This window comes from Micromonospora craterilacus (assembly GCF_003236315.1).
In the GTDB taxonomy this organism is placed as follows: domain Bacteria; phylum Actinomycetota; class Actinomycetes; order Mycobacteriales; family Micromonosporaceae; genus Micromonospora; species Micromonospora craterilacus.
In genome coordinates, this window is record NZ_POTY01000057.1 from 1 (window position 1) to 20058 (window position 20058).

Here is a 20058-nt window from a genome sequence, read left to right on the forward strand (position 1 = left end):
GCTCGCCGACCCTCGCAGCCCCACCGTCCGGGACCGCCTGAACTCCGAGGTCAAGTACCGGGAGTCATTCCGGCCGTTCGCACCGTCGGTGCTCAACGACCACGCCGGGGAACACGAGATAGTCCAGGTTCGTGTTGACCAGCGTGTCGAGGGCATCCTCCGGCGTCTCGTCTATCGGCCGTCCGCGCGTGTTCAGGCTCGTGTTCAGGACCATCGGTACGCCGGTCAGCTCGTGGAAACGCCGGAGCAGCGCGTGGTACGGCGGATTGTCCCGGCGGGTGACGGTCTGGATCCGGCTCGTCCCGTCGACGTGGGTGATCGCCGGGACGCCGTCGCGCAGCACCGGGCAGGCCCGCAGCATGAAGGGACTGTCGGTGAGGCCGAACCAGGCGCCGGCGTGTTCGTTGAGCACCGACGGTGCGAACGGCCGGAATGACTCCCGGTACTTGACCTCGGAGTTCAGGCGGTCCCGGACGGTGGGGCTGCGAGGGTCGGCGAGCATGCTGCGATGCCCGAGAGCGCGTGGGCCGACCTCGCTTGCCCCGTCGTACCAGCCGACCACGGCGCCGGCCGAGATCAGGTCGGCCGCCGCGTGCACGTGGTCCGCCGGTCGATCGACGGTGAGCAGGCCCGGATGCGCGGCGACGGCGGCGTCGACGGCTGCGGCTGTCCGCGCGGGTGGATACCCGCGGCGACCGTACATGAGTTCCGCGTTGTCGAACGGCTGCCGTGGCCGGCCGAGCACGTGATGCCAGTACCAGAGCGCGGCGCCCAGGGCCGTCCCGTCGTCGCCACAGGCCGGGTGCAGGTGAAGCCGGTCGAAGGTGGACGCCGTGAAGCAGGTCTGGTTGGCGATCGCGTTCAGTGCGGTGCCGCCGGAGAGGCAGAGGTGAGCCGGCAGGTTGTTGCGTCGGCAGACGTCGCCGAGGTCGTCGAGGACCAGTGACAGTTGGCGTTCGAGACCGAGTTGGATGGCGTAGGCGAGGCTCGCGTTGACCTCCCGCTCGGCCACTCGAACGGTTACTGCGTCGGTCGAGGCGAGGGCGAGGAGTTCGGCGAACGTGGAGACCGCCTTCCAGTCGGCGTCGTCGATCGCGGACGTGCGCCCGTACGGTGCCAGGCCCATGACCTTGCCGGCGCCGACGATGCCGGTGCCGAAGAGCAGCTCGGCGACCGAGGTGTAGCCGATGTTGGCGGTGAACCACTCGTCGTAGCCGCGCCGCAGCGGGTACAGCCGGTTGCCCCGGCCGGCGAACGCCCGGCAACCGAGGGGATCGATGGCCAGGCTCACCCCGGCGTCGAAGGGGGACGTGTAGTAGGCCGCAGCCGCGTGGATCAGGTGGTGGTCCGGGTTGACGGTGCAGGGGATCGTCCGGTCGCGGATGCGGACCCGGTCGTTGTGCTGGTTCAACCAGAACTCGAACCAGGTGTCCTTGAGGTCTGATCCGTGCAGGTGAGGTACATCGGGGGAGTCCATGTTGTGCAGGTTGCAGAGCAGGACGTGGTCGACGTCGGCCAGCGACACGCTCGCCTGGTCCAGCAGTTCGTCGAGGTCCTCGGCGCGCAGGCCGGGGTGCTTCTTCAGCCGTGACCGGCGCTCGGTGCAGACGAAGCCGCCGATCCGTCCGTCGACCAGCAGGACCCCGGCGCCGTCGTGGTTGAAGTTGACGGCGAGGACGACCCGGGTGGCGGCGTTGTCCTCGGCTGTGCTCACGGGCGTCCCCTCGCTGTAGCGGGTGGCGTCATGCGCGGCCGATGTGCAGGCCGGCCGTGGCGGCCAGGTGACCGATGTAGGCCGTGTGGATGGTCGCCGGGTCGAGTCGCAGACTGTGGCCGTCGTCGACGAACCGGCCGCCGAAGTCGTGCAGCAGTGCGAACCATCGCTGGACGTACCCGGTGGCGCGGACGTCGTCGAGGTCGAGCCCGGTCAGCCGGTGGAATCTCTGCCGGACCACGCCCTCGCGGGTCATCAGCGCGCCGCCGATCGGGGCGGTGAGGTGCTCCGGATGTGCCGTGTCGAACCGGTGGGAGACGCTGAAGCCGAGCGGGTCGGCGAGATAGCGCGAATACTCGCTGTTCTCGTTCCAGAGCAGGTGATGCGCGATGATCGACTCGGCGCCGCTGCCGAAACCGATCTTGTCGCCGGTCAGGTCGTACTTGAAATTGCCGTCCAGATCCTCGTCCTCGGGCCGACGTACCCAGTAGCCGTGGCAGTACTCGCCATATCCGTGCGTCCGCAGCATCGACATGGCTCGCTCGTAGATCCGGATCATCGGCCCGGCCGTGTGGGCGCCCACCGCCGCCCGGTCGATCTGCATCGCCATGATCGTGCCGGGCGTGGGCCGGTACGGGTACACCGAGATGTGGGGCGGGTCGAGGTCGAGTGCCTCGTCGAGGCTCGCCTCGAAGGCGGGCGCGGGTTCGCCCGGAAACCCGCAGATCAGGTCGAGGTTGAAGTTGTCGATGCCGTGCTCGCGCAGCAACCCGACGGCCCGCACGCTGTCCGCGCCGGTGTGCGCGCGCCCGGCTCGGCGCAACTGCGCGGGGCTGAACGACTGCACTCCGACGCTGACCCGGGTGACCCCGAGATCGCGCATCGCGGCGACCTTCGTCGCGGTGAGATCGTTGGGCGTGGTCTCCATCGACCACTGGCGCAGGGCGGTCAGGTCGAACGACTCGTACAGCGCATCGGCGATCGCGCGCATCTCGTCCGGGTCGAGGCGGGTGGGTGTGCCACCACCCCAGTACATGACAGACGGTCGGTAGCCGGCATCGGTCAACAGTGGACCGTAGCTGCGGATCTGACGGCACAGCGCATCCACGTAGGCCGACCGGGCCGCGGAGCCGGACCGCAGCCGCGCGACGGGCACGTCGGTGACCCAGTCGCAGAAGTGACACTTCGAGGCGCAGAAGGGGATGTGTACGTAGATCGCGAGCGGTCGCTCGCCGTCCTCCCCGGTCGCCTCGATGGCGCTGAGCAGCTCGAACGGTGTCACGTCACCTCCCGCCGGCGGGTCTGGACGGACGGCTGGGCCGGCGGAACACATATCCGGTGATCCGAATGTAAGGCCATCGCGGGTGTCCCGTCGAGAGCTGTCGGAGGGGACCCTCGTTCGGCCCCGTTGCGGCGACGTCGAGCCGGTCCGGATCGATCCCGATGGCTCTATCAAAACAGGTTTGCCTGTCGTATCGTTCCGCTATGCCTCGCCACCGGGTAGCGCCGCCGGCGCCGGCGACCCTCGCACCTGTCCCGAGGCAGAGATGAGCGTCGGGGCCTCCTCGACGCTCGCCGCACGCGATAGGAATGCGCTCGGCGCACTCCTCGCCGAACTCCGGCAATCCGCGGTCGAGTTTCGGGTCACCCCGGACGGACTTCGGTGCACGGCGCCGCCCGGGGTGCTCGGGCCGGACCTGCTCGCGCGGATCCGCGACAAGCGCGACGAGCTGCTGCACTACCTGGCCACGGCAGGAATCGAGGCCACCGTCGCGCTGTCGGCCGCCCAACGCGGGCTCTGGCTGCACCAGCGGCTGGCGCCGAGGCACAGCGCCTACCACATCCCCCTCGACGTGACACTGCACGGCGCCGCCCGGCCACTGGCGTTGCGGCAGGCACTGTCCAACCTGGTGGGTCGCCACGAACCGCTGCGCACGGTCTATCCGGCCGGGCAGGGCCGGCCGGCCGCACACGTGCTGGCCAGCCGGGCGGTACCACTGCGGCTGGTCGACCTCACCGGCCTTCCCGCCGACCAGCGTGACCGTGTCGCCCAGGCGCTCGCCGACGCCGAATCGCGACGCGCCTTCGACCTGGCGACACAGCCACCCATGCGGGCCGCGCTGCTGCGGACCGGTCCCCGGCAGCACCGGCTCCTGATAACCCGTCACCACATCGCCAGCGACGGCTGGTCGCTGCGCATCCTCGCCGCCGAGTTCGCGCACACCTACCGGGCGGCCGCCGCCGGCGTACCGCCGCAGCTTCCGGCGCTGCCCTGGCGATACGGTGACTTCGCCCGATGGCAGCAGCGCACGAGCACCGCCGGGAACGACCCGGCCGTACTGCGCTGGCGCGAGCGGCTACGCGGCGCCCGCACCACGGTCGGCATCGTCGACCACCGCCCCTCCGGCGGGCCGCCCGGCGCATCGGCGGCCCGCACGCTGACCCGACGGGTCGAGCCGGATCTGGTCAGCAGCATCGGCAGGAGCGCCCGCGCCGCCGACACGACCATCTTCACACTCCTCGCTGCCGCACTGGGTCTGGCGGTCTCGTCCCTGACCGGCGGCCGCGACCTGGTGATCGGCACCCCGGTCTCCGGCCGGGTCCGGCCAGAGACCGAACCCATCATCGGAACGTTCGCGACCGTCCTGCCGCTGCGACTGAAACTCGACCCGCGGCACAGTCTGCGTACCACGCTGCGGCACGTCCACGACGCCGTCGCACAGGCGCTCGACGACCAGCAGGTGCCCGCCGAGACCCTCGCCGAAGCGCTGGGGCGCCGCCGCAACGGCGGCTACGACCTGGTCTTTGCGTTCCAGAACACCCCACCGGCGCGGCTGGACCTGGCCGACCTGCAGGTCTCGGTCAACCCGTCGGCACCACTGGCGCCGAAGTACCCGCTCGCCGTCACCGCGACGCCCGACGCGGCGGGGCTGACCCTGCTCGCCGAGTACGACCCGGACGCCGTGCCGCACGCCACCGTCCGGCAGCTGCTCGACCGGATGATCACAGTGCTGGCCGGCGCCGCCGACCTCGACCGGGCCGCTCCGGCTACCGCCGACGGCCCGACCGGCGCCACGCTCGCCGGCCGCTTCACCGCCATGGTCGCCCGAAGCCCCGACGCGGTCGCCGTCACCGACCCCGACGGACACCTCAGCTACCAGGCCCTCGCCGCCTGGGCCCGACGCGTCGCCGCGGCGCTACAGGCGGTCGACGTCGGGCCGGACGACCGGGTGGCCGTCCTCCTGCCACACGGGTCGCCGCTGGTCGCCGCGCTCGTCGGCGTCGTGCTGGCGGGCGCCGCCTACGTCCCGCTCGATCCGGACGACCCGCCCGCCCGGCACGAGTCGATCCTGGACGACGCCGAGGTGCAGGCGGTGCTGACCGGACGGGCCGGACGCGACGAACTCGCCTGGTACCCCGGCCCGGTACTGGTCCTGGACGACCTGCCGGCGGCACCGCCGGGCGCCGTCCCCGCCCCGGCCCGACACCCCGACCACCTCGCGTACATCGTGTACACCTCCGGGTCGACCGGAACACCCAAAGGGGTGATGATCAGCCAGCGCAGCCTGCTGGCGCTCTTCGACGCAGCAATGCCCGACTTCGGCTTCCACCACCGTGACACCTGGACCATGACCCACTCTGCGGCCTTCGACTTCTCTGCCTGGGAGCTCTGGGGCCCGCTGTTGCACGGCGCACGGCTGGTCGTCGTACCGCGCGAGGTGGCCCGAGATCCCGCCCGACTGTGGCAGAGCATCGAACGCGAGCAGGTCACGGTGTACAACGCCACCCCGACCGCATTGCACGCGCTCGACGCGGTGCCGGCCGCCGAGCGGGCGCCCGCGACCGCACTGCGTACGGTCGTGCTCGGTGGCGAGCGCTGCGAACCCGCACGGCTGGCCCCCTGGATCACCGCGCTGCACGGCGCCGCCCCCGGTCTGGTCAACATGTACGGCATCACCGAGACCACCGTGCACGTGACCCTGCGGCAGCTGACCCGGGCCGACGCCGGTGCGTCGGGCAGCCCGATAGGTCGCCCCCTGCCCGGCGCCGAGGTGCATGTCCTCGGCCCGGACGGCGCGCCGCTGCCGGCCGGGGGAGACGGGGAACTGCTGGTCGGCGGGGCGGGCCTGGCCCGCGGCTACCTGAACCGCCCCGCCCTGACCGCCGACCGATTCCGTCCCCACCACGCCGGCCCGCCCGATGCCCGGCTGTACCGATCCGGTGACCACGTCGCCCGGACGGACACCGGCGACCTGTACTTCCTCGGGCGGCTGGACCGGCAGGTCAAGATCAGGGGGTATCGGGTCGAGCCGGACGAGGTCGCGGCGGTGCTGCTCACCCATCCCGCCGTGGCGGCGGCTGCGGTCGTATCCGAGCAGGCGGACGGGCGTACCGTTCTGGTCGCGTACGTCGTGCCGGCGGAGGCCATCGCGGCCCCCACCCCGGTCGAGCTGCGTCGTTATCTGCGGGCGAGGCTTCCGCCGTACCTGGTGCCGGCCCGCTACCTGCCGGTGCAACGCCTGCCGATGACCCGCAACGGCAAGCTCGACCGGGCCGCGCTGCACGTCGCGCCCCCGCTCGGAGGCGACGACGAGCCCAGTACGGACACCGAGCGCATGGTGGCGGCCCTGTGGTCGGAACTGTTGGGCGTGCCCCGGGTCGGCCGCCACGACGACTTCTTCGCCCTCGGCGGGGATTCCCTGCTCGTGGCACGGCTGCACGCGCGCATCCCGGCCGTCTTCGGGGTCGAGGTGTCACTGCGCCGCGTCTACGAGGCGTTCGACGTCGCGTCCTTGGCCGAGCTACTCGACCGGCTGTCGACGCCGCTGGACCTGCCGGACAACGGGACCGTCTGATGACGGCCAGCGCGACTAGCGAAGCGCCACCGGTCCCCGACCCGACCGGGCCGGCACCGCTGTCCTTCGGTCAGCACCAGATGTGGCTGCTGTCGCAGACCAATGCCGCCGCGACCAACCTGGTCATGGCGGTGCGGCTGTGTGGACCGCTCAACCTCCCGGCGCTGCGGCAGACGCTCACCGACGTCGTCGCCCGCCACCATGTGCTCCGCACCGCGATCACGCTGTCCGGGCACGACGAACCGGTCCAGCGCGTCCGCCCGGCCCAGCGGCTCGTCGTGCGGACCGTCGATCTCACCGCCCTGCCGGCAGCGGACCGCAGCGGCGCCACCACCGCGCTGTTGGCCCAGGAGGTCGCCAGACCGATCGACGCCGCCCGACCACCGATGCTGCGGGCGACGGCGATCGCCACCGCCGCCCGGGAGCACGTGGTGGTCATCGCGCTGCACCACGCAGCCAGCGACGGCTGGTCCCTCAACGTGCTGGCGAGAGAGATCTCCCAGCTCTATGCGGCATTCGGCCGCGGTGAACCGGCCCCGCTGCGGGGCGTGCCCGCGATCCAGTACCGCGACTACGCGATCGACCAGCGGCACCGCCACCGAACGCCGTCCGGACAGACCGTCGCCGACGATGTGCTGGACCCGGTGGAACTGCCACTGGACCGCCCGCGCGACCGGGACCAGCCGCGTCCGGCGCGGACCGTGGTCACCGCACTGCCACCCCGACTGACCAACCGGCTGGCCGAACTGCGCCGTGCCGCCGGAGGCACCACGTTCATGCTGGTCGTCACCGCGCTCGCTGGCCTCCTCCGTCGCATCGACGACGGCGAGACGGTGACGATCGGCACGCTCGCCGCAGGGCGCAGCGATCCGCGACTCGACGCGCTGATCGGATACTTCCCCAACCTTCTTCAGCTGCGCATTCCGGTGCAACAGGACACCACGTTCCGGCAGCTGTGGCGACGGGTCCGTGACGAGTGCCTGCGGGCCTACAGCCAACCGGAGCGGCCGTACGCAGACGGGGCCACCGCGACCGAGCAGCGTGCCAGCCGCCGGGCGCTGTCGGTGCTGTGCGTGGCACAGCCCCCGGCCGCGGTGCCGAACCTGCCCGGTGTACGCGTCGAGGCCGTCGACGTGCCGCATCCGTTCGCCCAGTTCGACCTGACCATAGAGATCCGCGAGCTGAGCGGCTCGCTCCGCCTCGGCCTGCAGTACGACGCCTCGGTGCTCGACGACGCCACGGTGACGCTGCTCGCCCGCTACCTGACCAACGTCCTCCAGCAGATCGCCGAGAATCCCGATCTGCCCTGTCGTTCGGTCCGGCTCGACCGCCCACCGGCCCGGCCTACCGCCGTTTCGCGACAGCCCGGCGCCGGGGCCCCGTCGCCCGACGGCACCCGGTCACCCGAGGCCGGTCTCGGCTACCCCGATCTCGCCGCCGCCTTCGAGGCCCAGGCCCGGCGGACCCCGGACGCGGTGGCCGTCGCCCACCGCGGCACCGCCCTGACCTACCGCGCGCTCAACGAACGGGCCAACCAGTGGGCCCACGCCCTGCTCGCCGCGAACGTCCAGCACGAGCAACCGGTCGGCGTGCACCTGCCCCGCTCGCCGGACGCCGTGGCCGCCCTGCTCGCCGTGCTCAAGGCCGGTGCCGCGTACCTGCCACTGGATCCGACCTATCCGCAGGCGCGACTGCGCGCGGTGCTGGTCGACGCCGCGGCCCACTGCCTCATCACCACCGACGCTCTCGCCGCCCACCTCGACGGCGTCCCGGGCCTACGGGTCGACGCCGCCACGGCCGAATGGGCGACACAGCCGCGACACGACCCCGGCCGGACGCTGACCCCGGATCATCTCGCCTACCTGATGTACACCTCCGGCAGCACCGGGAACCCCAAGGGCGTGCTCGGCACCCACGGGGCGTTGCTGCGCCGGCTGTCCTGGATGTGGACCGAACACCCCTACGCCGTCGGTGAGCGAGCCGCGCAGCGTACCCCCCTCGGCTTCATCGACTCCCTCACCGAGACCCTCGGGCCGCTGCTGGCGGGCGTGCCGATCGAGATCGTCGACAGTGCCGAGGCCGCCGACCCCGATCGCCTCGCCGCCGCCCTGTCCCGACACCAGGTGACCCGGCTGGTAGTCGTGCCCACCCTGCTGCGCCCGCTGCTCGACACCGGGACGCGACTGCGCGCAATGCGGCTCTGCGTGACCAGCGGGGAGCGGCTGCCGGCCGGGCTGGCCCGCCGGTTCCATCAGGTTCTTCCCGGTGTCACACTGCTCAACCTCTACGGATCCACCGAGGTGGCCGGCGACGCCACGGCGGGCCGGATCGCACCGGACGACACCGTCACCATCGGCCGCCCGATCACCGGCGTCACCACGGTCGTCGTCGACCGCGACGACAATCCGGCAGCCGCTCTGGTCCCGGGCGACCTGCTCGTCGGCGGCGCCACCCTGGCCCGCGGATACCACGCCCGACCCGGCGAGACCGCCGATCGCTTCCGGCCCGATCCCGGCACCCGCGGCGCGCGGACGTTCCACACCGGCGACCTCGCGCGAAGGCGTCCGGACGGCCAACTCGTCCTGCTCGGCCGACGCGACGACCAGCTCAAGGTCCGCGGCGTCCGGGTCGAACCGGCCGAGGTCGAGGACACCCTGCTGGCCCATCCGGCGGTCGCCGAGGCGCTCGTCGCGGCGGTTCCCGACGCCACCGGCACCGAAACCCTCGTCGGATACCTCGTCCTGGCCGCCGACCACCACCCGGACGAGGTACGGGCACACCTGCAGGCCCTGCTGCCGGCGGGAAGTATGCCGTCCCTGCTCGTCGCTGTACCGGAACTGCCCCGCACCCCGGGCGGAAAGGTCGACCGCCGGTCACTGCCGCCGCCTGCGGCGACCGCGGCACCGGTGACCGCCGCCGCCCTGAACGGCGCGACCGAGCGGACCGTCGCCGAGGTCTTCACCGAGCTGCTGCCCGCCGGCTGGCGCACCGCCAACGACGACTTCTTCGCCCTCGGCGGACACTCGATCACCGCGGTCGCCGTCGTCGCGCGGTTGCGGCGACGCTGCGCCGTGCCACTGCACCTGCGGGACCTCGTCGACGCACCGACCATCGCCACGCTCGCCCGCCTGATCGACACCCGCCGGCGTCCACCGCGCCCCCACGAGCCGGGGGAGGCCGCCGCACCTGACGGGTCGGCCAGCGGTCCACCTGGCCCGCAGCCCCGCCCCGGACAACACGAACCCTTCCCGCTCACCGAGGTCCAGCAGGCGTACTGGGTGGGCCGGACCGGCGAGCTGCCGCTCGGCAACGTGTCGACCCACGCGTACTTCGAACTCGATGTGGCCGGTCGGCTCGACGTGCCGAGACTCGAGGCAGCCGTACGCCGGCTCGTGGATCGGCACCCGGCGCTGCGTGCCGTCGTCTCCGACAGCGGCGAGCAACGCGTCCGCGCCGACGTGCCGCCCTACCAGATACCGGTGGACGACCTGCGGAACCTGCCCGCCGGCACGGCCGACGCGCGGCAGGCCGAGGTTCGCGCCGAGATGTCCCACCAAGTGCTGGACGCGCGGACCTGGCCGTTGTTCGACATCAGAGTCACCACCCGGAGCACCGGAACCCGGGTGCACGTCAGCGTCGACGCGCTCGTCGCCGACGCCTACAGCGTGCACCTGCTCACCCAGGAACTCGGCCAGCTCTACCACCGGCCAGAAACCCGGTTGCCGCCCCTGCGTCTGACCTTCCGGGACGTCGTCGTCGCCCGCCGGGAGGCACAGGCCGGACCGGAGTACCAACGTGCGCTGCGCTACTGGCAGGACCGGCTGTCCACGCTGCCACCGGGGCCGCGGCTGCCGCTGGCCGCGGAGCCCGAGTCGGTGACCCGACCGGTCTTCCGTCGACTCGCCCGTCGACTCGACGCCGACACCTGGCAGGCCTTCACCGACCGGGCCGCCGCGGCCGGCGTCACCGCTTCCGTCGGGCTGCTCACCGCCTTCACCACGACACTGACCGCCTGGAGCCGCACTCCGCACTACACCGTGATGCTCACCCTGTTCAACCGGCACGGCGACCACCCCGACCTGCACCAGATCGTCGGCGACTTCACCTCGGTGGCCCCACTCGAGGTGGACCAGCGTGCCATCCGGTCCTTCCAGAACCAGGCCCGCCGGTTACAACACCAACTGTGGACCGACCTGGACCACCACGCGGTCAGCGGGGTGACCGTGCTGCGGGAGTGGAACCGGCGACTCGGCGGACCACCCCGACCGCTGATCCCTGTCGTGTTCACCAGCAACCTCGGACTACCGGACCCCACCGCGCTGCACGCCGACCCGGCACCACCTCTCGGAGAGCCCGGCTACGGCATCACCCAGACCCCCCAGGCGTACCTCGACCACCAGGTCGCGCAGACACCCGACGGACTCACCCTGCACTGGGACGCGATCGCCGACCTCTTTCCCGACGGCGTACTCGACGACATGTGCGACACCTACGTCCACCTGCTGCACGACCTGGCCACCGGCCGCCGATCGTGGGCCCAACCGGTACGCGGGCTGCTGCCACCGCCGCAGCGGCGCCACCGCGCGACGGTCAACAGCAGCGCCCGGCCGCTGTCGCCGGCCACCCTGACAGATCTCGTCGCGGCCGCGGCCGCCGCGACGCCGGACGCACCAGCCGTGATCACGCCCGACCAGCGGCTGACCTACCGCGAGCTGACCGTCCGGGCCGGGCGGATCGCGCACTGGCTGCGCGGGCAGGGGGCAGCCGACGGTGGCCTCGTCGGTGTCGTCGCGACCAAGGGCTGGGAGCAGGCGGTCGCGGCGCTTGCTGTCGTCGCGGCCGGCTGCGCCTATCTGCCGCTGGATCCGGAGTTGCCCGACCAGCGGATGCGCCTGCTCGCCGACCAGACCCGGCTGCGGTACGTGCTCACCCAGCGAAACCTCACCGGCCGGCTGGCCGGTCTGTCCGGCGTGGCGGAACTCGCCGTCGACGATGCGGGGCCATGGGCCGGGCAGCCGCCGGAGCTGCCCAGCGGTCACCGGCCCGACCAACTGGCCTATGTCATCTTCACCTCGGGCTCCACCGGCCTGCCCAAGGGCGTGATGATCGACCACCGTGGTGCGGTCAACACGATCCTGGACATCAACCGTCGGTTCGGCGTCACCGCCGACGACCGGGTTCTCGGCCTGTCCGCGCTCAGCTTCGACCTGTCGGTCTACGACCTGTTCGGTAGTTGGGCGGCGGGCGGCGCGGTCGTCCTACCGGACCCGGCGCGGCTGCGCGACCCCGGCCACTGGATCGACCTGCTCCGCCGGCACCGGGTGACCGTCTGGAACTCGGTGCCGGCGCTGATGACCCTCGCGGTGGAGCATCCCGCGGCCGGCGCAGCCGAGCCGGGGCAGGGACTCGCCGGCCTGAGGCTGGTCCTGCTCAGCGGGGACTGGATCCCCCCGTCCCTGCCGGACCGGGTCCGCAGGTTAGCGCCGAATGCCTCGGTCATCAGCCTCGGCGGTGCCACGGAGGCCTCGATCTGGTCGGTGTACCACACCATCGCGACCGTCGACCCCGGCTGGGCCTCGATCCCGTACGGCCGGCCACTGAGCAACCAGCGACTGCACGTCCTCGACGCGGACCACGAACCACGGCCGGACTGGGTTGCCGGAGACCTCTACATCGCCGGCACCGGACTCGCGCGCGGATACTGGAACGACCCGGAACGGACCACCGCCCAGTTCCACCGGCATCCCCGCACCGGCGAACGGCTCTACCGCACCGGAGACCTGGCCCGCTACCTGCCCGGCGGAGACCTCGAGTTCCTCGGCCGTGAGGATCTGCAAGTCAAGGTCAACGGATATCGGGTCGAACTCGGCGAGATCGAGACCGCCCTGCGGGCTCTGCCCGGCGTCGCCGACTGTGCGGTGACAGCCGTCGGCCGACGCGACGGCGACCGACGCCTGGCCGCCTTCTACGTACCCGCCACCGACTCGGCGACGCAGCCGGCCGCGCTGCTCGCCGCGCTGCGCACGGCGTTGCCCTCGTACCTCGTACCGGGCACGCTCACCGCCCTCACGGCGTTGCCGGTGACCGGCAACGGCAAGGTCGACCGGGCCGCGCTCCTCGCGCTCGCCGCCGGCCGGGGCGACCCGGCACCACCCACGCCACCGGCCACCCCCGAGAACCTCCCCGACGCGGGCATGGCGGCGCAGATCGCGCAGCTCTGGGCCGCCGTCCTGGACACCGACGACGCGACACCGGAGGCGAACTTCTTCGACCTCGGCGGCACCTCGGTGGTGGCGATGCGGCTGCTCGCCCAGCTGGAGCAGAGCATCGGAGCCCGGATCCCGCTGCGGCGACTCTACGAGGCACCGACCCTGGCCGAGCTGGCCGCAGCCGTGGCCGCCGCCACGGCGACGGGCCCCTCGGCCGAACCGCTCCCGACCGTGGTACCGCGGCCCGAGCTGGCACACGAACCCTTCGCGCTCACCGACCTGCAGCAGGCGTACTGGTTGGGACGGCGGACCGGCATGTCCCTCGGCGGCGTCGGTACCCACAGCTACCTCGAACTCGACGTCCGGGACCTGGACGTGGACCGGCTGGAAACGGCACTCAACCACCTCGTCGCACGGCATCCCGCACTGCGGACCGTGGTCGGCGCCGACGGCACGCAGCGGGTCCTGGCGGAGGTACCCGACTACCGGGTACCGCGCCGCGACGTCCGCGGACGAGACCGCGACATCCTTGAACGCCTACGGGCCCAGCTGTCCCACGTCGTGCACGACGTGACCCGATGGCCCTCGTTCGCGGTCGCCGCCACCCGACTCGACGACACCCTCACCCGCCTGCACCTCAGCGTCGACCTCATGATTGCCGACGCCTGGAGCTTCCACATCCTGCGCCACGACCTGCTGCTCCTGTACGCCGAACCCGACGCCGACCTCCCGGCCCTGACCTGCACCTTCCGCGACTACGTGGTGGCGCTCGGGCAGCTGCACCGGCATCCCGTCCGGCAGCAGGCGCAACGCTACTGGCGTGACCGGATCCCGCACCTGCCGCCCGCCCCCGCGCTGCCGCTCACCGGCGAACTGTCGCACCTGGAGCGGCCCCACTTCGTACGCGTCGAGGACCGTCTCGCTCCCGCGACCTGGCGCGCCCTGCGCGCCGCCGCCGCCCGTCACCAGCTGACCCCCTCGGGCCTGCTCTGCGCGGCGTTCGCCGAGGTGCTGGCCATGTACACCCAGAAGGGCCGGTTCACCCTGAACGTGACCACCTTCAACCGGCCGCCGATGCACCCCGAGATCGACCAGGTAGTCGGCGACTTCACGGCCACCACGCTGCTCGCCGTCGACGCCACCGCCCCCACGTTCGCCCGGCGGGCCGCCGTCCTGCAGCAGCAGCTCTTCGACGATCTGCAGCACCGGCAGGTCACCGGGGTCGAGGTCCTGCGGCTGCTACGGGCCGCCGAGGACCGGCGCGTACAGCCGGTGGCGCCGGTCGTGTTCACCAGCCTGCTCGGTCTGGACGACAGCGGCACCGACACGGCCGCCCTCGCCTGGCCCGCCGAGCCGGTGTACGCCATCAGTCAGACCCCGCAGGTGCTCCTCGACCACCAGGTCTCCGAGCACGACGGTGCCCTGGTCTACGTCTGGGACCACGTGGCCGAGGCGTTCCCGGACGGCCTCGTCGCCACGATGTTCGACGGCTATCGCCGGCTGCTGCACGCGTTGACCACCGACGGCGGATATTGGGAGGTTCCCCCGGCATGGACCCTGTGACGTCACCCGCCTCCGTCCTCGTGCCGCCCGGTCAACTGGACCTCTGGCAGCGCCTCAACGACACACCGGAGCCAGCCGCGGCGTCGATCGCCGACCGGGTCGCCGCGATTGCCCACGACGATCCAGACCGCCCCGCCGTGATCGCCGCGCGACGGCAGCTCAGCTACGCGCAGCTGCACCATGCCGCCCGCGCTGTCGCCGAACGCATCGCCGTGGAGCGGGACACGCACCAGTACACCGCCGTCTCGATCTGCGTGGAGCCGGGATGGGAGCAGGTCGTCGCCGTGACCGCCGCGACGATCGCCGGTGTTGCCTGGCACGCGGTCGACCCCGCCGCCGCCCAGTCGGCCCGCTGGCAGCACGTCAAAGATCGGAACAGTCGTCTCGTGCTGACCCAGTCCTGGCTGGACGAGCGGCTGCGGTGGCCCCCGGAGGTCACCCGACTGCTGCTCGACGAGGAGCAGTCACCGAACCCGACGCGGGATCACCTGCCGGCCCCGGATCCGGTCGCCTGCTGGGTAGACGACGGCCACGGCCGTCCGGTACCGGTGAGCCAGGTCGGCGTGCGCAGCCTCGTCGCCGAACTGCAGACCCGGCTGGGACTGTCCCACGACGACCGCGTGCTCGCGGTCTGTCCGCTGGGCAGCGAACTCGCCGCCACCGCCATCTTCACCATGCTCGCGGTGGGCGGCGCCGTCGTCGTGCCGGACGACATCGACATCCGGGTTCCCGCGACCTGGGTCGACCTCGTCCGCCAGCACGACGTGACGGTCTGGCACTCCACGCCGACCCTCGCGGCCATGCTCGTCGAGCACCTGCACCACCGCGGCGACGACCTGCCCGACACCCTCCGGCTGGCCCTGCTCGGCGGTGAGCCGCTTCCGCTGCCGGTCGTCACCGAACTGCGCCGGCTGATCGGTGACGAGCTGAGAGTCGTGAACCTCGGCCCCGGCACGGTCGGTGGACTGTGGTCCACCCTCCTCGAGATCGGCGAACCGGACCGGCGCCGTGGACACCTACCGGTCGGCGCACCTCTGGCGGGCCGGCGGGTGTACCTGCTGAGCGAGTCGCTGACCCTCTGCCCGGCCTGGGTGAGCGGCCAGCTCCACGTCGGCGGTCAGGTCGTGGCCGAACTGCCGGACCAGCCAGGACACCCGCCAGTGACACGACCGGACACGGGGGAGCGGGTCTACCGGTGCGACTACACCGGGCGGCTGCTGCCCGACGGGGTGATCGACCTGCTCGGTGACGACGACTCCCAAACCGACGTCTCGGGCCATCCGCTGAACCTGCGCGATGTGGAAGCCGCCCTGACCACCCACCCGGCGATCCTGACCGCAGCGGTCCTGCCCGACGGCGCGGGCAGCGTCGCGTACGTCAAGGCGCTTCCCGGGTCGCAGTTGACCAGCGTGGAAATTCTGGCCCACCTGCGCCGGAAGATGTCCCCGTTTCTCCTGCCGGAGCGGGTCGAGCTCGTCGGTGCCCTGCCACTGACCCGCGACGGCCGCACTGATCGGCACGTCCTCGCCAGCCGGTCCGGATCCGTCCGGGCCGACCGGGCCGCAGCCGTCGACGCTCCGTTCCGCGCGACGGCGCCGGCCGACCTCATCGCCCGAGCCTGCCGCCTCGCCGCCCGAATTCTCGGTGTGGCCGACGTGGATCCGGACATGAACCTGGTTGACCTCGGCGCGAACTCCGTCCAGCTGGTCCGGCTCGCCACTCAGGCCGAACAGGAACTCGGCATCCAGGTCGACGTCGACGAACTGCTGCGGTTCCCCTCCGTGGGAGTTCTGGTCAGCGTCTCGCTCGCGGCGGCGGACGATGCGGGCGGTCCCGCCGGCACCGATGTCCCCGGTGACCCGCTCGCACACGCTCCCGAGTCGGGCTCCGACGGCATCCTGATCCTCGGCCCGGTCGCCCGGGTCGAGTTCACCAGCCGGCGACCCGGCATCCGGCGAGACCTGGCGGAGGCGGCCACCGTCGCGCTGCCCGGCGGCGCACCCCCCGAATGGCTGGCCGGCAGACGGACAACCCGCCGGTTCGGCCCGGCACAGGTCTCCCTCGACGCGCTCGGACGCCTGCTCAGTGCCGTAGCGCGACTCGACATCGCATCCGACCCGGACGGTCCGGGCAGTGGTGCCGGTGGCAACCCGCGATACGGCTACCCGTCGGCCGGCACCCTCTACCCCGTGCAGGTGTACCTCACCACCGGCCCGCGAGGTGTCGCCGGACTCGACCCAGGCGCCTTCTACTACCACCCGGAGCGGCACGAGTTGACCGTCGTCAACCCGGGCGGTGAGATCGGCGACGAGGCCCACGCCTGGGTGAACCGGCCGGCCGTGCGTACCTCGTCATTCGCGGTGTACCTGGTGGCTGCCCGCGACGCCGTCGAACCGATGTACGGCACCCGGGCCCGTGACTACTGCCTGATCGAAGCTGGCGCGATCCTGCAGACCCTGATGGCCGCCGCCGGGGCCGACCTCGGCCTGTGTCCGGTCGGCGAGGTCGATCCCGAGGTCGCCGGCACTATGCTGCGGCTGTCCGACCACCACGAGCTGCTGCACACGATCCTCGGCGGATCACCGGATCCGGACCACCACGCCGCCGCCCGCGACCGCGAGGCAGGGATGCTGCGACGCCTCGACGGAGCCTTCCGGACAGCACCGGTGCCGGACGGTGGGGCGTGACGGGTCAGTTCGGCTTTCGTGGCGGCCGTCGCAGGCCGGTGAGTGCCGCGACGGCCCACTGGGTGCAGTCCACCGGCGCGCTCGACTTCCCGTACGAGGTGCACCCGATCGAGGAGGTGGACCTCGCCGGATGGGTCGACGAGCACCCCGGCGTCGTTGACGGTTGGCTGGCCCGGCACGGCGCCGTCCTGTTCACCGGGTTCGCCGTCGACCTGGTCACGTTCAGTCGGGTGGCGACAGCCGTGGGCGGTGCCGCCCTGCCCTACCGGGAACGGACCACGCCGCGCAGCGAACTGACCCCCGGTGTCTACACCTCGACCGAGTATCCGCCGGACCAGCGCATCCCTCTGCACAACGAGAACGCCTACCAGCGTTGCTTTCCCACCCGGTTGGTGTTCTGCTGCCTCGATGCGCCGCACTCGGGTGGTGCCACCCCGGTCGCCGACTGCCGTCGGGTCCTCGCCCGCCTGGCACCGGCCGCCGTGGCGGGTTTCCGCGACCGCGGCGTGCGTTACCTGCGCAGCTTCGGTGACGGGGCCGGCCTGTCCTGGCCGGAGGCGTTCGGCACGGCGAACCGGGACCAGGTCGAGGCGTACTGCCGGGAGGAGGCGATCGATCTGCATTGGCGCGGTGCCGGCGGGCTGCGTACCGCCCAGGTGCGTCCGGCGTTGCTGCGCCATCCGCACCACCGGCAGGAGGTGTGGTTCAACCACGTCAACCTGTTCCACGTCTCGGCTCTGGACCGTTCGCTGTCCGACGCGTTGACCGCGCAACTCGGTCCGGACGGGGTGCCGCTCAACGTCACGTACGGCGACGGCACGCCCATCCCCGCCGACCTGGTCGCGGAGATCCGTGCCGCGTACGACGCCGAGGCGGTGGCGGTCGCCTGGCGTCCCGGTGATGTCCTCGTGGTCGATAACCTGCTGGTCGCGCACGGGCGGGAGCCGTTCACTGGGCCTCGGCGGATCGTGGTGAGCATGGCCGGGCGCCACTGCCACGACCTCGGTGCGCTACCGAATCCGTCGGCCGCATCGCCGCCGGCGACGGCAGACGCCGGAGGTGACGACCGATGAGTCAGGTGGCCAGCGCCGGGCGGCATCCCGTGGTGCTGCCGATGACCGCCACCCAGCGCGAGCTGTGGCGCTGTCGGCATGACCTCGGGCCGTGCCCCGCGCACACCAGGGCGCTGCGGCTCACTGGCACGGTCGACGACACCCGGCTCGCCGCGTCGGCACGACAGGTCGTCGCCACCATCGACGTGCTGCGAGCCGGATTCGTGACCGAACCGGGCGAGGCGCCCGTCGTGCAACCGGCGAGCCCCCGGGTGCAACAGACCACGGTGGACGGCGACGGCACCTGCCTCGACGTGCTGGACAACCATCGACGCTCCGCGGGCCAGCACAGCGCGCCGTCGGTGGTGGTCAGCGTGGTCCGTACCGCTCCCGCCGAGGTCGTGCTGGCGGTGAGCGGCCATCCTCTCCTGGTCGACCTGCGGTCGCTTTACCTGCTCCTCGGTGCGGTCATGCAGCACTACCTCGGCCGGTTCCGCCCGGACGAGTATCCGACGTTCACCCAGGCCGCGGCGGCCTGCGCCGAACTCGCCGGTCAGCACGGCGGGCGGATCGCCTGGTGGTCACGGCAGCTGGACCGGTGGCCGCGGCCCGTCGACGGGCCGGCGGTGCGAGCGCGGCACCAGGCGCAGCTGAGCATGACCCGATCCCGCTGGCAGCGGCTGTGCCAGGTCAGCGCGCACGCCGGCAACGCCGGCCCGCTCGCCATCGTGGCGCTGCTGACCTGGTGGGGGCAGCACACCGAGCCCGCCCGGCGACCCGTCTTCCAGACCACGTTCGACCTGCGTGACTACGCCGGCCTTGGCCCCGTGATCGGGCCGTTCACCGACCGACTGGTGTTCGCTGTCGACACCACCGACCTGACCACGATGACCTTCCAGGACCTCGTCCGAAGGGTGCACGCCGGCCTGCTCGACTCGGTGGTCCGGTACGTCCCATACGGCGCGCTGCGCCGGTTCGCGACCGAACGGGCGCCCGGAGAACTGCCAGGGGAAGTTCTGATCAACTACTGCCGGACACCCCCCACCAGCGACACCACCCGAGGCGAACGGACTCTGGCGCGACACGGACTGTCAATCGAACTCTTCCGAGAGTCGGATCTTGCCCTGCGCGGCGCCGGCGCCGACCCGGGACGAGCCGCCATCGAGTTGGAACTGGCCGAACACCGCGACGGTGAGGCACTCCTGGTGCGCGCCGATCCGGCCCGGTTCCCGCCGGATCGGGTGGACGCGCTCGTGCGGGGGCTCGACCGCCAGATCGACCAGGTGACCGCACAGCCGAGCATCCGCCTTGCCGACCTGCCCGCCGACTGAGAGGAACACACGATGTCCGACGACAGCGACGACCCGGTCGAGGTCTACCGGGTGGTGCTCAACCACGAGGAGCAGTACTCGATCTGGCCCGCCGATCGGGACCTGCCGCCGGGTTGGCGGGACGAGGGCACCGTCGGACCGAAAGCCGACTGCCTGGCCCACATCGATCAGGTGTGGACCGACATGCGTCCGCTGAGCCTGCGGCAGTACATGGAACGCATGGCGAACGAGCCGGTCACCGAGGAGGCCGAGCCGCTGGACGACGAGGAACCACTCGTCGACCGGCTGTCCCGAGGCGACCACCCGGTGGAGGTCGTCATCCGACCCGAACGGACCGGCCCGGCGCTGCGCGAGGCGATCGAGCGCGGATATGTCTTCATCCGCTTCACCAACACCCGGGGCGGCACGGAGCTGGGCGTGCGGATCGACGCCACGGCCAGCAGCGTCGACGGCGCGGACTTCGACACCGCCACCGGCCCGGTCCACCTGGCCGGCGACCTCACCCTCGACTTCGTGCCGGTGCGCTGCATCGCGGACGTGGATCTGGCCACCATGAGCGGCACGGGCCGTCTCGTCGTCGGCGAGCCGGCCGCATGAGGCGACAGCGTCGGCGGGTCTTCCGGCGCGGGCCGGCCCTGCCCGACTC

Annotated in this window: 7 protein-coding genes and 1 pseudogene; 6 read left to right on the forward strand and 2 right to left on the reverse strand. The window is 72.1% G+C overall.

The window, feature by feature from the left end:
* Positions 1-64 precede the first annotated feature (64 nt).
* A complete protein-coding gene (locus tag C1I95_RS36320; protein WP_111213825.1) occupies positions 65-1714 on the reverse strand; it encodes a carbamoyltransferase C-terminal domain-containing protein in 1650 nt (549 codons plus the stop codon).
* 28 nt (positions 1715-1742) lie between these two features.
* Positions 1743-2996 carry a coproporphyrinogen-III oxidase family protein gene (locus C1I95_RS11685; RefSeq protein ID WP_158566371.1) on the reverse strand — a complete coding sequence of 418 codons (1254 nt, stop codon included), beginning with the start codon at positions 2994-2996 and terminating at the stop codon, positions 1743-1745.
* Between the two features lie 265 nt (positions 2997-3261).
* Between C1I95_RS11685 and C1I95_RS11690 the strand changes: the two genes are divergently transcribed.
* The 6 genes and pseudogenes from C1I95_RS11690 to C1I95_RS35780 form a co-directional block, all read left to right on the forward strand.
* Complete coding sequence (locus tag C1I95_RS11690) at positions 3262-6570, forward strand: non-ribosomal peptide synthetase (protein WP_158566373.1); 3309 nt, start codon at positions 3262-3264, stop codon at positions 6568-6570.
* Positions 6570-14342, forward strand: a complete 7773-nt coding sequence (locus tag C1I95_RS36895; RefSeq protein ID WP_111213828.1) for a non-ribosomal peptide synthetase — start codon at positions 6570-6572, stop codon at positions 14340-14342. Before C1I95_RS11690 ends, C1I95_RS36895 begins: the two co-directional genes overlap by 1 nt.
* The gene (locus C1I95_RS11700; RefSeq protein ID WP_111213829.1) at positions 14330-17029 is read left to right on the forward strand and encodes an AMP-binding protein; all 2700 of its coding nucleotides are present in this window, start codon (positions 14330-14332) and stop codon (positions 17027-17029) included. The genes C1I95_RS36895 and C1I95_RS11700 overlap by 13 nt, the downstream gene beginning before the upstream one ends.
* A 38-nt stretch (positions 17030-17067) precedes the next feature.
* On the forward strand, positions 17068-18102 hold the full coding sequence (locus tag C1I95_RS11705; RefSeq protein WP_199523710.1) for a TauD/TfdA family dioxygenase: 1035 nt from the start codon (positions 17068-17070) through the stop codon (positions 18100-18102).
* Complete coding sequence (locus C1I95_RS11710) at positions 18099-19412, forward strand: amino acid adenylation domain-containing protein (protein ID WP_111213831.1); 1314 nt, start codon at positions 18099-18101, stop codon at positions 19410-19412. Before C1I95_RS11705 ends, C1I95_RS11710 begins: the two co-directional genes overlap by 4 nt.
* A gap of 12 nt (positions 19413-19424) precedes the next feature.
* Positions 19425-19625, forward strand: a pseudogene (locus tag C1I95_RS35780) (MbtH family protein); the annotation flags it as partial.
* Positions 19626-20058: the final 433 nt, after the last annotated feature.

Bases quoted from the DNA above. Each gene is read 5' to 3' on its own strand.
- C1I95_RS36895 (WP_111213828.1), top strand. From the start codon at position 6,570: ATGACGGCCAGCGCGACTAGCGAAGCGCCACCGGTCCCCGACCCGACC.
- C1I95_RS11700 (WP_111213829.1), top strand. From the start codon at position 14,330: ATGGACCCTGTGACGTCACCCGCCTCCGTCCTCGTGCCGCCCGGTCAA.
- C1I95_RS11690 (WP_158566373.1), top strand. From the start codon at position 3,262: ATGAGCGTCGGGGCCTCCTCGACGCTCGCCGCACGCGATAGGAATGCG.
- C1I95_RS11710 (WP_111213831.1), top strand. From the start codon at position 18,099: ATGAGTCAGGTGGCCAGCGCCGGGCGGCATCCCGTGGTGCTGCCGATG.